Below are 15,150 nucleotides of genomic sequence, written 5' to 3' on the forward strand. Positions count from 1 at the left end.
CCTCAACCCCATCGAACAGGCCTTCTCCAAATTCAAGGCCCACCTCCGGCGGATCGGGGCGCGCACCTTCACCGACATGTTCGAGGCCATCGCACAGGTCTGCGACCTCTACTCGCCACAAGAGTGCTGGAACTACTTCAAGGCTGCCGGCTATGTCTCAGGTTAATGGCGGGAGGCTTTAAGCCGCTTGAAAGCGGCTTCGCCCGGCCCGAATGTTGCAAGAAAAGGTTGTCAGCTTTTGCGGGACACCGACCGCAGCATCTGCCCGATCATCTGTCCCGGACGCCCCGAGCCGCGTTGATAGAGCGCGCCATCCACCGCCAGCACCGTGCCGCTGATGTAGCCCGCCATGTCCGAGCCCAGAAACAGGCAGGCATTGGCGACGTCCTGCGGCTGACCCCAGCGGCCCAAGGGCACGTCCGCTTTGAACTTGGCTTCGGCATCCGGCGTGGGGGCCAGCCGTTTCGCGCCCTCGGTGCCTTCGATGAAGCCCGGCACCACCGAGTTCACGCGTATCCCCTCGATCCCCCATTCCATCGACAGGGTCCGGGTGATCTGGTCCACGCCCGCCTTCGCCGCACAGACATGGGCCTGCCCTTCATAGGGCAAATAGGATTGTGGTGCCGAGATGTTGATGATGCTGGCGCCGGGGCGCTTGAGGAACGGATACGCCCCTTTCATCACATGGATTGTGCCCATCAGGTCGATATCGATCACCGTTTTGAACGCATTCACCGACATCTCTGCCGCCAGCGCCGGGAAGTTCCCTGCCGCGCCCGAGACCAGCACGTCGAAATCACCGAACGCTTCGTGGAACTGCTTCAGACCACCCGCCACGGCCTCGGCATCGCGCACGTCGAAGGTCGCGCCGATTGCATCCGCAGCGCCCAGTTGCTTCAGCGCGGCAACCGTGTCGTCCACTTTCTCCTGCGACCGGCTTGCCACCGCCACTTTCGCGCCCGAGGCCGCGAACCCCTCGGCAATGCCCCGGTTGATGCCGCTGGTGCCGCCAACGACAATGGCGGTTTTTTCAGAAAAATCCATTTGAGGCCTCACTGTAATGAACTTCTTAGCGCTACCTCTCCAGCGAAGTAGTCAGAGGTCAATCAACCTTTTTGCTTCGTTCAAGGCTGTATCGAATTTTTCAAACTTACTGCTGATGTTAGGCTCGAGTCTAACTTCATAAGTTACTTCTTCTTCTGGATCGTATCGTCGAGCGAACTCCTGAAGAGTATAAAGGCCATTTTTGTCACTCACGACTTCGATTATTCGAGAGCCGCACTCGGAGTACACTCTGCGGTCATCGATCACGGCGTTAAGACCTTAAGCAAAATACTCACCAATTTTTTACTCCCGTGACGCGGGAGCCCTACTCGCCGTAGGGCACCCAGATGTTCTTGATCTCGGTCGACTGTAGCAGGAAGCGGCGTGTGTGATCTGCATGCCAATCCAGCGACGCGGCGTTATTGACCCAAGTGCGTTTGATGTTGCCTGCCGCGGCCTTCTCGATCTCGCCCGAGAGGTCAGTCGAAGAGAAGCTCCACACCGCATCCACGTTCAGATGCGCCGCCAGCGGCTTCGCGATCTCGGCATGGCTGCCGGTCAGGATGTTGACCACACCTGCGGGCACGTCCGAGGTTTCGAGGATCTGGTAGAAATCCGTCGCCGCCAGCGGATAGGGCTCGCTGGCCGCCAGCACCACCCGGTTGCCCATCGCAATCGCCGGCGCCAGGACCGAGACCAGGCCCAGCAGCGGCGCCTCATCGGCGCAGAGCGCACCGATCACACCCACCGGTTCTTTCATCGCCAATGCCACACCGCGGATCGGCACACCATGCACCTGACCGTCATACTTGTCAGCCCAGGCGGCAGCCGTGAACAGGCGTTGGATCGAGGCCTCAACCTCTTTCGCGCCGGACTTCCTGCCGGTCATTGCGTCGATGCGCGCCGCGAACTCGCCGGCACGGGCCGACAGGTTCTCACCGATGTAATAGAGGATCTGCGCCCTCAGATGCCCGGTGGTTTTGCCCCACCCCTTGGCGCCCGCTGCAGCCTCGACCGCGTTGCGCACGTCCTTGCGGTTGGCCACACCCACATGGCCGAGCAGGCCGGACTTACCCCAGACAGGCTGCGAATAGCCGCCGTCGGGTCGCGCCTGTTTGCCACCGACATACATCTTGGCCGTGCGGTCGATTGGATCGACCGGGCCACCTTCGCCCGTCAGGGCCTCGATCTTTGCCAGCGGCTTGGCCTTGCCCTTGGGACGGGTATAGGCGCTCAAGCCCTCCCAGCCGCCTTCGCGGCCAAAGCCGCTCTCGCGGACACCGCCAAACCCGGCAGCGGCGTCGAACAGGTTGGTGGCGTTCACCCAGACCACACCCGCAACCAGCTTGGGCGCGATATCCAGCGCGAGGTTCACGTTCTCGGTCCACACCGTCGCGGCCAACCCGTAGCGGGTGTTGTTGGCCAGTTCCACCGCCTCTTCCGGGGTGCGGAAGGTGGACGACACCAGAACCGGGCCAAAGATCTCTTCTTGCATCAGCGGATCGCTGGTCTCCAACCCCGTGATCAGCGTTGGTGGATAGTAGCAGCCGTTCTCGGGCAACTCGCAAGCGGCGTGATGGGTGTGACCGGCGGTGTTGCTTTCGACCAGACCCTTGATGGTCTGCAGCTGCACCGGGTCCACCACCGCACCAATGTCGATGCACTTGTCCAACGGATCACCGACCCGCAGCTTGTCCATCCGCGCGCGCAGCTTGTCGTGAAACCGCTCGGCGATGCCTTCCTGCACCAGCAAGCGCGAGCCGGCGCAGCAGACCTGCCCCTGATTGAACCAGATCGCATCGACCAGCCCTTCGATGGCTGAATCGATATCGGCATCGTCGAACACGACATAGGCCGACTTACCGCCCAACTCCAGGGTCAGCTCCTTGCCCGAACCCGCCGTCGCCTCACGAATACGGCGGCCCACCGAGGTCGAGCCGGTAAAGGCAACCTTGTCCACGTCCGAGGTCACGATCATCTCGCCCACGGCACCATCGCCGGTGACGATATTGACCACACCTTTGGGCAGCCCGGCCTGCGTACAGATATCGGCAAACAGCAAGGCGGTCAGCGAGGTATACTCCGCAGGTTTCAGCACCACCGTGTTGCCCATCGCCAGCGCGGGCGCGATCTTCCACGCCAGCATCAGCAGCGGGAAGTTCCACGGGATGATTTGGCCACAAACACCCAAAGCCTCAGCCTCGGGCAACTCGCTTTCCATCAGTTGCGCCATACCGGCGTGATAGTAGAAATGCCGCTGCACCAGAGGGATGTCGATATCCCGGCTCTCGCGGATCGGCTTGCCGTTATCCAAGCTCTCCAGCACGGCAAAGAGGCGAGAGTGTTTCTGTAACAGCCGCGCGATGGCATAAAGATACCGCGCCCGGCCAGCACCCCCCAAGCCCTCCCATTTCGGCTGCGCCTTGCGGGCAGCAGCGACGGCAGCGTCCACATCGGCCTGCGTCGCCTGGCTCAGCGTTGCCAGCACCTCTCCAGTCGCCGGATTGCGGCTTTCGAACCCGTCGCCGGGCTCGGTGAAGGCCCCATTGACGAAATGACCAAAACGGTCGCCCTGATCCACCAGCCAGGCCAGCGCCTCGGCAGCGCTTTCGGGGGCGGGGCCGTAATCCATCGTTTCGAAGATCTCTTTGACAGTCATGACTTCATCTTTTCCCAAATACTCACGGTCCGGACCTCAGCCACCGGGTTATCCGGCTGCATGTCTGTACCCGGCCGAATAGGCCCCGGTCACGTGATGTTCCAACTGCCGCTCGATATCGCCCAACAGCGACGAGGCCCCGAACCGGAACAGGTCAGGCTCCAGCCAACGGTCGCCCAACTCGTCCTTGATCAGCGACAGATACACCAGCGCGTCCTTGGCCTTGGAGATACCGCCCGCAGGTTTGTAGCCCACCCGATACCCGGTGCGGTCGTAGAAATCGCGAATGGCGCGGATCATGACCAGCGAGACGGGCAGCGTGGCATTCACGCTCTCTTTACCGGTCGAGGTCTTGATGAAATCCGCCCCCGCCATCATGCAGGCTAGCGAGGCACGGGCCACGTTGCGCAGCGACCCCAGCTCGCCCGTCGCAAGGATCGCCTTCACGTGCGCCTCGCCACAGGCGGTGCGGAACGCCTTCATCTCATCGTAAAGCGCCTGCCAGTCGCCCGACAGCACGTGACGGCGCGAGATCACGATGTCGATCTCTTCGGCACCTGCCTTCACGCTCTCTTCGATCTCGGCCACCCGAAGGTGGAACGGCGACAGACCCGCTGGAAAGCCGGTGCTGACAGCGGCCACCGGAATGCCGGTGCCCTTCAGCGCCTCGACCGCCGTGCCGATCATGTCGTGATAGACGCAAACCGCGCCGGTGGTGATCGGGTCCATGCCCAAACCGTCAAGCGTCCGGCCCGAGACCGGCTGCCGCGCCTTGGCACACAGCCGCCGCACGCGGCCCACCGTGTCATCACCCGACAATGTGGTCAGGTCGATCATCGTGATCGCCTTCAACAGCCACGCCGCCTGATAATCTTTCTTCACCGACCGCCGCCCCGGCAGCGTCGCGGCCCGGCGTTCGATGGCCGAGGTGTTGGCCTGCACCGCCCGCACCCAGTCCAGATCAAGCTCCATCCCCGGATTGCGGGGCTCGGTCACTTGCGGCAGATGCGCGGTGCGCTCAAGGCTCTGCGTTTCCATCATCGTTTCCTTTGGGAGGTTCAGGGCCAAAATCGCATGAGCCGAAGCGGAATGGCAAGCGGGCTTGGCGGGTCTGAGTTCAGATTTTTTGACCAAATGGACAAAAACATACCTTTCTTGCGAATAATTCTCAATTGCGTTGACATAATTGCGAATGGTTCGCATATTCATTCTCAACACAGCTAATGGGAGTCGTCATGATTCGTCGCAGCTTTCTTTTGGCACTGAGCCTGGTGATAAGCCTGCCGCTTGCCGCCTGGGCTGAAGCGCCGCTCAAGATCGTCGCCACCACCGGCATGATCGCCGATGCCGCGCGGCAGGTGGGCGGTGATCAGGTCGAGGTGAAGGGGCTGATGGGCCCCGGCGTCGATCCGCATGCCTATCGCCAGACCCGCAGCGATATCGTGGCGATGACCCGCGCCGATCTGGTGCTGTGGCACGGGCTCTACCTTGAGGCGCAGATGGAAGAGTTCTTTCACGACCTCGACCGCAAGCGTACGGTGGTGGCCGTGGCCGAGGGTGTGGACAAGGCTAAGCTGCGCGCCCATGACGACTATGCCGACAAATATGACCCGCATCTGTGGATGACCCCCGAGCTGTGGCGCGACGTGGTGATCGAGGTGCAAGAGGCGCTGACTGAGGCGCGCCCCGAAGCTGCCGATCTTTTCGCCGCCAATGCCGAGGCGCATCTGGCTGATATCGACCGGCTGGCGGAGTATGCGCAAAAGACGCTGGCCACAGTGCCCGAGCACAACAAGGTGCTGGTGACCGCCCATGACGCATTCGGTTATTTTGGCCAGAGCTTCGGCTTTGAGGTGCTGGGCATTCAGGGCATCTCGACCCAGTCCGAGGCGGGGCTGAACCGGATCGGCGAACTGGTCGACCTGCTTGTTGACCGCAAGATCACCGCTGTTTTCGTGGAAAGCTCGGTCTCGGATCGCTCGATCCGTGCGCTTGTCGAGGGGTCCGCTGCCAAGGGGCATGAGGTCAAGGTTGGTGGTGAGCTGTTCTCGGACGCAATGGGCGAGCCCGGCACCTATGAGGGCACCTATCTGGGCATGCTCGATCACAACATCACCGTGATTGCCGGGGCGCTGGACGGCGACGTGCCCGCGCGCGGCATGGATGGCAAACTGTCGGCGGGGTTCTGAGCGATGCTGGATCTGGTAAGCGATCACGGTAAGGCCATCAAAACGCCACCGCTCGGGGACAGCCCGCTGGCGATCCGGGGACTGACCGTGTCCTACGGGCAGAAACCGGCGGTGTTCTCGGTGGACATGACCGTGCGGCCCGGCGCGATGACCGCAATCATCGGGCCCAACGGGGCGGGTAAATCGACCCTGCTCAAGGCCGCTTTGGGTATCGTCAAACCGCTCTCGGGTCAGGTATCGGTCTTCGGCAAGCCGCTGGACGATCAGCGCGCCCGCATCGCTTATGTGCCGCAGCGCGCAAGTGTGGACTGGGATTTTCCCACCCGCGTCATCGACGTGGTGCTGATGGGGCTCTATCGCGAACTGGGCCTGCTGGGCCGCCTGCGCGCTCGCCACACGGCCAAGGCGATGGACTGCCTGAATCGCGTCGGCATGCACGACTTTGTCGACCGCCAGATCGGTCAGCTGTCCGGCGGCCAGCAACAGCGAGTATTCCTGGCCCGCGCGCTGGCGCAGGAGGCTGACCTTTATCTGCTGGACGAACCCTTTGCAGGGGTCGATGCGGCCACCGAAAAGGCAATCATCAGCGTGCTGAAGTCGCTGCGCGAGGCGGGCAAAACCGTGGTCGTGGTGCATCATGACCTCGCCACCGTCACTGACTATTTCGACCATGTCTTCCTGATCAACACACGCAAAGTGGCCGAGGGTTCGGTGGCCGAGGCCTTCACCGCCGAAACACTGCAAGCCGCTTACGGAGGCCGTCTGGCCACAGCGCAAGTGGATCAGTTGGCTAAGGCGCTTGGGTAACATCATGCTCTGGGATGCACTGTTTCTCCAGCTTGGCTACAACGCCACGCTGGTGGTCATCGGTGCGACCCTGTTGGGGGTCTCGGCGGGCGTTACCGGCACTTTCCTGTTTTTGCGTAAACGCGCGCTGGTGAGCGACGCGATCAGCCACGCCACCTTGCCGGGTGTGTGCATCGCCTTCATGGCCATGGTGGCGTTGGGCGGCGATGGGCGCAATCTGGTGGGCCTTCTGGCTGGATCGGCGGTGTCCGCCTGGGTGGGCCTTTTGTGCCTCAACTGGCTGACCCGCAACACCCGGCTGGCCGAAGATGCGGCCATCGGCGCGGTGCTGTCGGTGTTCTTCGGCTTTGGCGTCGTGCTGCTCACGGTGATCCAGACCATGGGTTCGGGCCGACAAGCGGGCCTCGAAGGGTTCCTGCTGGGCTCGACCGCCGGTATGCTCTGGGCCGACGCGCTGGTGATAGCCATCGGCGGCGCCGGTACGCTGGCATTGATCCTGCTGATGCGGCGCCCGATGACACTGGTGGCCTTCGATCCGGAATACGCCGCCGCGCGCGGGTTGCCCGTGGACCGGATCGACCTGGCCATGATGGGGCTGGTGATGGCGGTGACGGTGGTGGGCCTCAAGATTGTCGGCCTGATCCTGATCGTCGCCCTTCTGATCATCCCGCCTGTCACCGCCCGCTTCTGGACCGAACGCTCGGACCGAGTGGTGCTGCTTAGCGGTATCGCGGGGGGCTTGGCGGGCTATCTCGGCGCGGCGCTGTCGGCCTCAGCCCCGAACCTGCCCACCGGACCGATCATCGTGCTGGTCAGCTTTGCTTTCTTCGCGCTGTCGCTATTCCTCGCCCCGGGCCGGGGTGTACTGGCCGCCATCCTGCGCCACATGCGCTTCCAACGCCGGGTGCACCTGCGGCAGGGGCTGCTGGCGCTGGCCCAAGGCCAGCCGATTTATGAAAAGCTCACCCTGCGCTTGTTGCGCCGTGCGGGCCTCGTGCGAGCGGATGGTGTCGCAACCGATACCGGCAAGGCCCGCGCCGCCAAAGCCCTGCGCGACGAAAAACGCTGGGAGATTGTGCGCACCGATCTGGCGCATGAGGCCGCCGCCGCGCTCTATGACGGTCTGCGCGACATCGAGACCGTGCTGACCCGTGACCAGATCGCCGATATCGACCGCCGCATCGGCGGCCCGCAAGGAATCCCGTCATGAGCGGAGAAGAGTTCGTCCCCCTCTCCCTGACCCCGCTCCTGATCGGGATCTTTGCCGCCGTCGCCTGCGCCCTGCCGGGCAACTTTCTGGTGCTGCGCCGCCAGGCTCTGATCGGGGACGCCATCAGCCACGTGGTGCTGCCCGGTATCGTGGTGGCCTTCCTGATCTCGGGCGTGATTGCCGCCTGGCCAATGATGCTGGGCGCGGCAGGGGCGGCGGTGGTCGCCGTGGTGCTGATCGAGGCGATCCGCCGTCTGGGCCGGATCGAACCGGGCGCGGCCATGGGCGTGGTGTTCACCACCATGTTCGCGGGCGGTGTGCTGCTGCTGGAGCAGACCGACACCTCGACCGTGCATCTGGACGTGGAACATGCGCTTTACGGCAATCTGGAAAGCCTGATCTGGTTGGACGCGACCGGCTGGGCCTCGCTATGGGACGCCGAGGCGCTGGCGGGCCTGCCGGTGGAATTGCCGCGCATGTTCGTGACCCTGATCGGGGTGATCCTGTTCACCTGGCTGTTGTGGCGCCCGCTCAAACTCTCGACCTTTGACGAAGGCTTTGCCCGCACCGTCGGCATCCGCACCAATCTGTTGGGGCTGGCGCTTGTGATCGTTGCCGCCATCGCGGCGGTTGCGGCTTTCGACGCCGTAGGCTCGATCATCGTGATCGCCATGTTCATCTGCCCGCCCGCAGCAGCCCGTATGATGACCAACCAGCTTGAAGGCCAAGTCGCCTGGAGCGTGATTTTTGCCGTAATCTCAGCCGTCTCCGGCTATATCCTTGCGGGCTACGGCCCCCTCTGGTTGGGCGGAGCGGACGCGGTCAGCGCAGCCGGAATGATCGCCACCACGTCGGGTCTGATCCTGGCGCTGGCAGCAATATTCGGCCCTTGCAGGACCCGGACCGGAGCCCCCAGCCAGGCTTGATTTGGCGTTTTCTCGCCAATCGTCGGCTGCGGAAATCGGCTGAACCCTGCTCAGACACCTGACAATTCCGGTCAGGGGCTGTTTTCGTGCGGCACCTGTGTTGTGATGATTGGGCCGGAAGGGGCCAAGTAACCACCACCACTCACCAATCCGCCCGGCCGATCCCGAGACGGTTGCCACCATACGCGTGGGCTGGCACGGACGGGAGCGGTCGGGCGACCCCTTTTTCGGGCCTTATTTCTCATCAAACCGGTGGCAGAATCGCGACCAGCCATGCTAGGTATTGGGGTATGGCGCATGCAAACCCCAATATCGACGAAAATGGCCCCGCGGTCACTCGGCCTGCGATCCGGCAACTGGATGAGGCCGCAATCAATCGCATTGCCGCCGGAGAGGTGGTGGAGCGCCCTGCCTCGGCGGTCAAGGAACTGGTTGAAAATGCCGTCGATGCCGGGGCTAGCCGGATCGCAATCGACATCGCGGACGGGGGAAAGACGCTGATTCGCGTCACCGACGACGGCTGCGGGATCGCGGCAGAGGACCTGCCGCTGGCGCTGGCCCGTCATGCGACCTCGAAGATCGACGGCTCGGATCTGCTCAACATCCACACGTTCGGGTTTCGGGGCGAGGCGCTGCCCTCACTGGGTGCCGTTGGCCGCCTGACCATCACCAGCCGCGTTCCCGGGGGCGAGGCTGCTTCGATCCGCGTCGCGGGCGGGCAGGTCGAGCCGGTCAAACCCGCCGCCCTGCGATCCGGCACGGTGGTCGAGCTGCGCGATTTGTTCTTTGCCACGCCCGCGCGGTTGAAATTCATGCGGACCGACCGGGCCGAGGCGCAGGCGATTTCCGACACCGTCAAACGCCTCGCCATGGCGGAACCTGCGATCACCTTCACCCTGCGCGACGTCTCCGGCGGCGGCGAAGGGCGCGTGGTGTTCCGCGCCGACCGCGAGAACGGAGACCTGTTCGACGCGCTGCACGCAAGGCTGGCGCGGGTGTTGGGGCGCGAGTTCGCCGAAAACGCCCTGCGCATAGACGCCACCCGCGATAGTATCCGGCTCTATGGCTATGCGGCTCTGCCCACCTATTCGCGGGGTGCGGCGGTGGCGCAATACCTTTTCGTCAATGGCCGCCCGGTGCGGGACAAGATGCTGACCGGTGCCCTGCGCGCCGCCTATTTCGACTTTCTCAGCCGCGACCGCCACCCGGCGGCGGCGCTGTTTCTCGACTGCGATCCGACGCTGGTGGACGTGAACGTGCACCCGGCCAAATCCGAGGTGCGGTTTCGCGATCCCGGTGTGGCGCGCGGCCTGATCATCTCGGCCCTGCGGCACGCGCTGGCCGACGCGGGCCACCGCGCCTCATCCACCGTCGCGGGCGCCACCCTGGGCGCCATGCGTCCGGAACCTGCCACCCCCGGCCCGGCGCGGGTCTACCAGATGGACCGGCCCTCGGCTGGCGCGCGGCAGGCCGCCTATCAGGCCCAGGCGCCGGGATTTGCGGAGCTGTCGAACAGCTACAGTGGCCACGTGGTCGATCCCGCACCGCGCGAGGACGCTCACCCGGCGGATGCCCCGCCCGCCGAGCCACAGGCTGAACAGCTGCCGCTGGGCGCCGCCCGCGGTCAGGTGCACGAGAACTACATCATCGCCCAGACCGCTGACGGCATGGTCATTGTCGACCAGCACGCCGCGCATGAAAGGCTGGTCTATGAGAAGCTCAAACACCAGATGGCCGAGAACGGCGTCGCCGCGCAGGCGCTGCTGATCCCCGAGATCGTGGAGCTCAGCGAGGGCGACTGCGCCCGCCTGATGGCGGTGGCGGACGACCTGTCAAAGCTGGGTCTGACCGTTGAGCCCTTCGGCGGCGGTGCTGTTGCCGTGCGTGAAACCCCCGCCATTCTGGGTGAGGTCAACGCCCGCGCCATGATCCTCGACATCCTCGACGAGCTGGCCGATCAGGGCGAATCCCAGACCGTTCAGGCCCGGATCGAAGCGATCCTCAGCCGCGTCGCCTGCCACGGTTCGGTCCGCTCGGGCCGCCGGATGCGGGCGGAAGAGATGAACGCCCTGCTGCGCGAGATGGAGGCCACGCCCCATTCCGGCCAGTGCAACCATGGCCGCCCGACTTACGTGGAGCTGAAACTGGCGGATATCGAGCGGCTGTTCGGGCGCAGTTGATCCCGCCGCCAGGCAGGGTTAAAAGAGAAGAAACAAAACAAGAACGCGCAGGTTGAGATGATTGAGATTGCAGGCAACAGCTACGCCCTGGACGACCCTCTGGTGATTGCCACCTTCGCTGCAGTAGGCGCCGTGCTGTTGATCCTTCTGTTGCTCTTCCTTGCCTTGCGCGCCGCCAACCGTTCCGCCCGCCTTGCCGCGCCGCTTTCGCAACAGATGGCCTACCTTGGCCAGCACGTGCAGCAGCTTGGCCAGGGGCAGGAACAGTTGCGCGGCGGGCTCCAGCACGTTTCAGACACACAGGCCAATGCGCAGGTGCAGATGGTCCAGACGGTCGAGGCGCGACTGTCCTCGGTGCAGCAGCAGATGAACGACCGGCTAGCCGACAACGCGATGAAATCGGCCCGCGCGCTGGCCGAAATGCAGGAGCGGATGAAGGAGAGCCTGCACGGCTCGTCCAAACAGACCGCCACCTCGCTGACCCAGTTGCAGGAGCGGTTGGCGGCTATCGACAAGGCGCAGGACAATATCACCAAACTGTCGGGCGATGTGCTGTCCCTGCAAGACATCCTGTCGAACAAGCAGACACGCGGGGCGTTCGGAGAGATCCAGCTCAACGATATCGTGTCCAAGGCACTGCCCGCCGACAGCTACGCGTTGCAACACACACTCTCGAACGGCAAGCGTGCCGACTGCCTGATCCATCTGCCCAACCCGCCAGGCCCCATCGTGATCGACAGCAAGTTCCCGCTGGAGCCCTACGAGGCGCTGCGCCGGGCCGAAACCCAGGGCCAGTTGCAGGAGGCCGCGCGGATGATGAAGACCGCGCTGCGCGCCCATATCAAGGCGATCTCCGAGAAATACATCATCGATGGTGAGACCGCCGACGGTGCCCTGATGTTCCTGCCGTCCGAGGCGGTCTATGCCGAATTGCACGCCAATTTCGCCGACATCGTGCGCGAGGGGTTTGCCGCGCGGGTCTGGATCGTCTCGCCCACCACCTGCATGGCGACGCTGAACACGATGCGCGCCATCCTCAAGGACGCCCGGATGCGCGAACAGGCGGGCGCGATCCGCAAGGAGCTGGGCATGCTACACAAGGATGTGGAACGACTGGGCGACCGGGTGGCCAATCTGGACCGGCATTTCGGGCAGGCGGCCAAGGATATCTCGGACATCAAGATCAGCGCCGAAAAGGCGGGCCGGCGCGCCCAGCGTCTGGACAATTTCGATTTTGAGGAACTGGCGCCTGATGACGGGTCCAACGTTGTGCCGCTGAGCAAGCCCGAGGCCTGATCGGTTTCGGATGCGCAGCAACGGAGGTCCCGGCGTTTGAGTAAATGATCCGTTCTCACGAGGTTTCGTGGTCATATGATAGGCTACCGAAAGGTACCGTGGCGAATTTGGTAAAGCTTCCGCACGTTCGCAGGCGTAGACCTGTGAAAAACAACAAGCAAAGCGGACGCCAACAATGTGCCGGTTTCTCGCCTGGAGCGGTACTCCACGCTATCTCGATGAGCTTGTCCTGCATCAGGAGCAATCTCTGGTCGACCAAAGCCGGAACGCCCATATCGGAAAGACACCGATCAACGCGGACGGGTTTGGCCTCGCCTGGTATTCCGAGCGATCAAAGCCCTGTTTCTACAAGGACACGCACCCGGCGTGGTCGGATGCCAACCTTAAGCAACTGGCGCATCATACACGGTCCGGGTTGTTCCTGGCGCATGTGCGCGCCTCGACCGGAACCGCAACCTCGCGCAACAATTGCCACCCCTTCGGATATGGCCGCTGGTGCTTCATGCATAACGGGCAGGCAGGAGGGCACGAGCGGATCCGGCAGGCGCTCGACGGGATGATCCCGGCCGACCTTTATGACCATCGGTTTGGCGCGACCGAAAGCGAGGCGATATTCCTGATTGCACTGGGCGAAGGGCTGGAAACCGATCCGATTGCCGCGATGGCCCGCGCAGTGGCAAAGGTAGAGGCTTTGTCGCGCGAGAAAGGAACCCTTCCGTTCATGCGATTTGCGGCCTGCTGGTCCGATGGCAAGTGCCTCTATGCGGCCCGCTACGCCTCGGACCGCTTTGCGCCCAGCCTGTTTTTCTGCCGGTGCCCGGGCGGGGTCGTAGTCTCGTCCGAACCGCTGGATGGGGACAGCGGAAAATGGATTGAAATCCCTGCCGGTTCCGCGATCGAGGTGCGGGGCGAGGATCTGGTAACACGCCCGTTTCAGGTTGCCGCCGGGATCACACCTTCAGCGCAGCCCGCGCCGCATCGGTCACCACGCTCATTGCCGTCAGATACGGTGCGGGCCCATGGCTGATCCGCGCAACGCCCAGTTCCGCGAGCGCCGCATGGGCCGGGGCCTGACCGATTTGCATGATGTTCACCGGTAGGGTTGCGGTGGCGCAGAAATCGCCTATCAACTCTGGCGTCACCAGCCCGGGCACAAATATCCCGTCCGCTCCGGCTTCGGCATAGGCGGCCGCGCGGGATTTAGCCTCATCCATCAAACCTGCATGATCGTCGGGCTTGCTGCCCTGAAAGAACACATCCGTCCGGGCATTGATGAATAGCGGAACGCCCATGGTGTCGGCCACGCCGCGCAGGGTGGAAATGCGCTGCGCCTGTGCCTCGACGGGTTGCAATCCGGTGCCGCCGATCACGCGGTCCTCAAAATTCACGCCCACGGCCCCAGCCTTAAGCACCTGTTCGATATTGCGGGCCAGCGCCTCGAGGTCCTGCGCATACCCGGCCTCGAAATCGAAACTGACCGGCAATTCGACCGAGGCGACGATGCGTTTGAGGATCTGCACCGCAAACTCCAGCGGGATCTCCTCGCCGTCGCCATAGCCTTGCGCACGGGCCAACGACCAACTGCCGGTCGCGATGGCCGCCGCACCCGCTTTTGCCACCGCCTGCGCGCTGCCGGCGTCCCACGCATTGTAGAGGATAAGCGGTGTACCGGGTTGATGCAGCGTGGCAAAGGCGCGGGCCTTGTCGGATTGGGTCATGCGGGATGTGCCTCCTTCGGGACGTAGTGCCGTTCCAGGTCTATGAGTTTTTGTTTCCGCCACAACCCGCCGCCATAGCCGGTCAGCGCGCCGTCGACCCCCAACACGCGATGGCAGGGGATGACGATGGCGATCTGGTTGGCGCCATTGGCACGCGCCACCGCCCGCACGGCCCGCGGGCGGCTCAGACGGCGGGCGATGTCGGAATAGGAATGGGTGGTGCCGGCGGGCAGTGTTTGCAGCTCCCGCCAGACGGCTTTGGTGAATTCCGTGCCGTGCAGCGCCAGCGGGACGTCGAACCGGGCTGAACGGCCTGCGAAATAGTTGCCCAACTGCGCTTTGATCCGGTCGGTTGGGGCAAAACGCCCGAACCCCATCGCGCCCTTGCAACTTTTGTAAAGGCGCTTCAGTTCAGCAGGCAGCGCCTTGCGGTCGGCAAATTCCAGCAGGTGCAGATGGGTCTGATCGCTGACCGCGACCATCGCGCCTAGCGGCGTATCGAACCAGTCGGCCCTCAGCAGCGCATCTGCACGAAAGGCACCGGGTGGAAGACCGAGATGGCGCGCGAAAGTTTCGCGAAACGCCGCCCCCGAGGCAAACCCGGCCTCAAGCTGCGCGTCTATGACTCGCCCGCCCTGCGCCAGCGTGGTCAGCCCTGCCTGCAACCGCGCCTGCCGCGCCATCTCAAGGAACGTGGTGCCGAAATGGCGCTTGAAGGCGCGGCGCACGGTCGACGGATCGAACCCCATCGCCGCCACATCCGCCTCGCTCCACCTCCGCGCCGGATCGGCGTCGAGCGCGGCCAGCAGGGACCGGATTGCCGGGTCGGCCTCAGCCGCCGGGGCCATCGGATGGCGGCGCTTGCAGGGTCGGAACCCGGCGGCGTGGCACTCAGCGATACTTGCGAAGAACTGGCAGTTCTCGCGCCGAGGTTTTCGCGCAGGGCAGGTCAGGCGGCAGAACACACCTGTCGAGGTCACGCCCACATAAGCCCGTCCGTCCCACGCGGGATCCCGGGCCAACAACGCTGCAAACAGGGTCTCATCATCGGGCAGATCACATCTCATGCCCGCACCTTAGCCGAAAACCGGCGCGCGGTGCCGCCGGTTTTCGGGCATCGA

Annotated in this window: 12 protein-coding genes and 1 pseudogene; 8 read left to right on the forward strand and 5 right to left on the reverse strand. The window is 63.9% G+C overall.

Annotated elements, in window-relative coordinates; genetic code table 11:
* Window positions 1-166 (forward strand): annotated as a pseudogene (locus GOX53_RS29825) (IS630 family transposase); the annotation flags it as partial.
* A gap of 65 nt (window positions 167-231) precedes the next feature.
* Here the strand turns inward: GOX53_RS29825 and GOX53_RS13700 are convergent.
* From GOX53_RS13700 to deoC, 3 genes are all read right to left on the reverse strand, one after another.
* Window positions 232-1,044: an SDR family oxidoreductase gene (locus tag GOX53_RS13700; RefSeq protein ID WP_171177250.1), complete on the reverse strand. Its 813-nt coding sequence runs from the start codon at window positions 1,042-1,044 to the stop codon at window positions 232-234.
* Between the two features lie 325 nt (window positions 1,045-1,369).
* Window positions 1,370-3,703, reverse strand: a complete 2,334-nt coding sequence (locus GOX53_RS13705; RefSeq protein ID WP_171177251.1) for an aldehyde dehydrogenase family protein — start codon at window positions 3,701-3,703, stop codon at window positions 1,370-1,372.
* A gap of 48 nt (window positions 3,704-3,751) precedes the next feature.
* Entirely contained in the window at window positions 3,752-4,741 is a 990-nt protein-coding gene (gene deoC / locus GOX53_RS13710; protein ID WP_171177253.1) for a deoxyribose-phosphate aldolase, read from the reverse strand.
* Between the two features lie 197 nt (window positions 4,742-4,938).
* On the opposite strand from deoC, the gene GOX53_RS13715 reads away from it, so the two are divergent.
* The 7 genes from GOX53_RS13715 to GOX53_RS13745 all read left to right on the forward strand — a co-directional run bounded on the left by GOX53_RS13715 (window position 4,939) and on the right by GOX53_RS13745 (window position 13,338).
* Window positions 4,939-5,892, forward strand: coding sequence for a metal ABC transporter solute-binding protein, Zn/Mn family (locus GOX53_RS13715; protein ID WP_171177254.1), 954 nt, complete (start codon window positions 4,939-4,941; stop codon window positions 5,890-5,892).
* Window positions 5,893-5,895: 3 nt separating this feature from the next.
* Window positions 5,896-6,699, forward strand: coding sequence for a metal ABC transporter ATP-binding protein (locus GOX53_RS13720; protein ID WP_171177256.1), 804 nt, complete (start codon window positions 5,896-5,898; stop codon window positions 6,697-6,699).
* Between the two features lie 4 nt (window positions 6,700-6,703).
* On the forward strand, window positions 6,704-7,909 hold the full coding sequence (locus GOX53_RS13725) for a metal ABC transporter permease (protein WP_171177258.1): 1,206 nt from the start codon (window positions 6,704-6,706) through the stop codon (window positions 7,907-7,909).
* Window positions 7,906-8,835: a metal ABC transporter permease gene (locus GOX53_RS13730; protein ID WP_171177260.1), complete on the forward strand. Its 930-nt coding sequence runs from the start codon at window positions 7,906-7,908 to the stop codon at window positions 8,833-8,835. The genes GOX53_RS13725 and GOX53_RS13730 overlap by 4 nt, the downstream gene beginning before the upstream one ends.
* A 290-nt stretch (window positions 8,836-9,125) precedes the next feature.
* Window positions 9,126-11,015: a DNA mismatch repair endonuclease MutL gene (mutL, locus tag GOX53_RS13735; RefSeq protein WP_171177262.1), complete on the forward strand. Its 1,890-nt coding sequence runs from the start codon at window positions 9,126-9,128 to the stop codon at window positions 11,013-11,015.
* A 57-nt stretch (window positions 11,016-11,072) separates the two neighbouring features.
* The gene (locus GOX53_RS13740; RefSeq protein WP_171177264.1) at window positions 11,073-12,311 is read left to right on the forward strand and encodes a DNA recombination protein RmuC; all 1,239 of its coding nucleotides are present in this window, start codon (window positions 11,073-11,075) and stop codon (window positions 12,309-12,311) included.
* A gap of 175 nt (window positions 12,312-12,486) precedes the next feature.
* Window positions 12,487-13,338: a class II glutamine amidotransferase gene (locus GOX53_RS13745; protein ID WP_171177266.1), complete on the forward strand. Its 852-nt coding sequence runs from the start codon at window positions 12,487-12,489 to the stop codon at window positions 13,336-13,338.
* Here GOX53_RS13745 and GOX53_RS13750 read toward each other — a convergent pair.
* Window positions 13,262-14,029, reverse strand: coding sequence for an isocitrate lyase/phosphoenolpyruvate mutase family protein (locus GOX53_RS13750; RefSeq protein ID WP_171177268.1), 768 nt, complete (start codon window positions 14,027-14,029; stop codon window positions 13,262-13,264). The genes GOX53_RS13745 and GOX53_RS13750 overlap by 77 nt on opposite strands.
* Window positions 14,026-15,096: a bifunctional transcriptional activator/DNA repair enzyme AdaA gene (locus GOX53_RS13755; protein ID WP_171177270.1), complete on the reverse strand. Its 1,071-nt coding sequence runs from the start codon at window positions 15,094-15,096 to the stop codon at window positions 14,026-14,028. The genes GOX53_RS13750 and GOX53_RS13755 overlap by 4 nt, the downstream gene beginning before the upstream one ends.
* Window positions 15,097-15,150 lie beyond the last annotated feature (54 nt).

The sequence above is a fragment of the Ruegeria sp. HKCCD8929 genome (assembly GCF_013031405.1).
Taxonomy (GTDB): domain Bacteria; phylum Pseudomonadota; class Alphaproteobacteria; order Rhodobacterales; family Rhodobacteraceae; genus Ruegeria.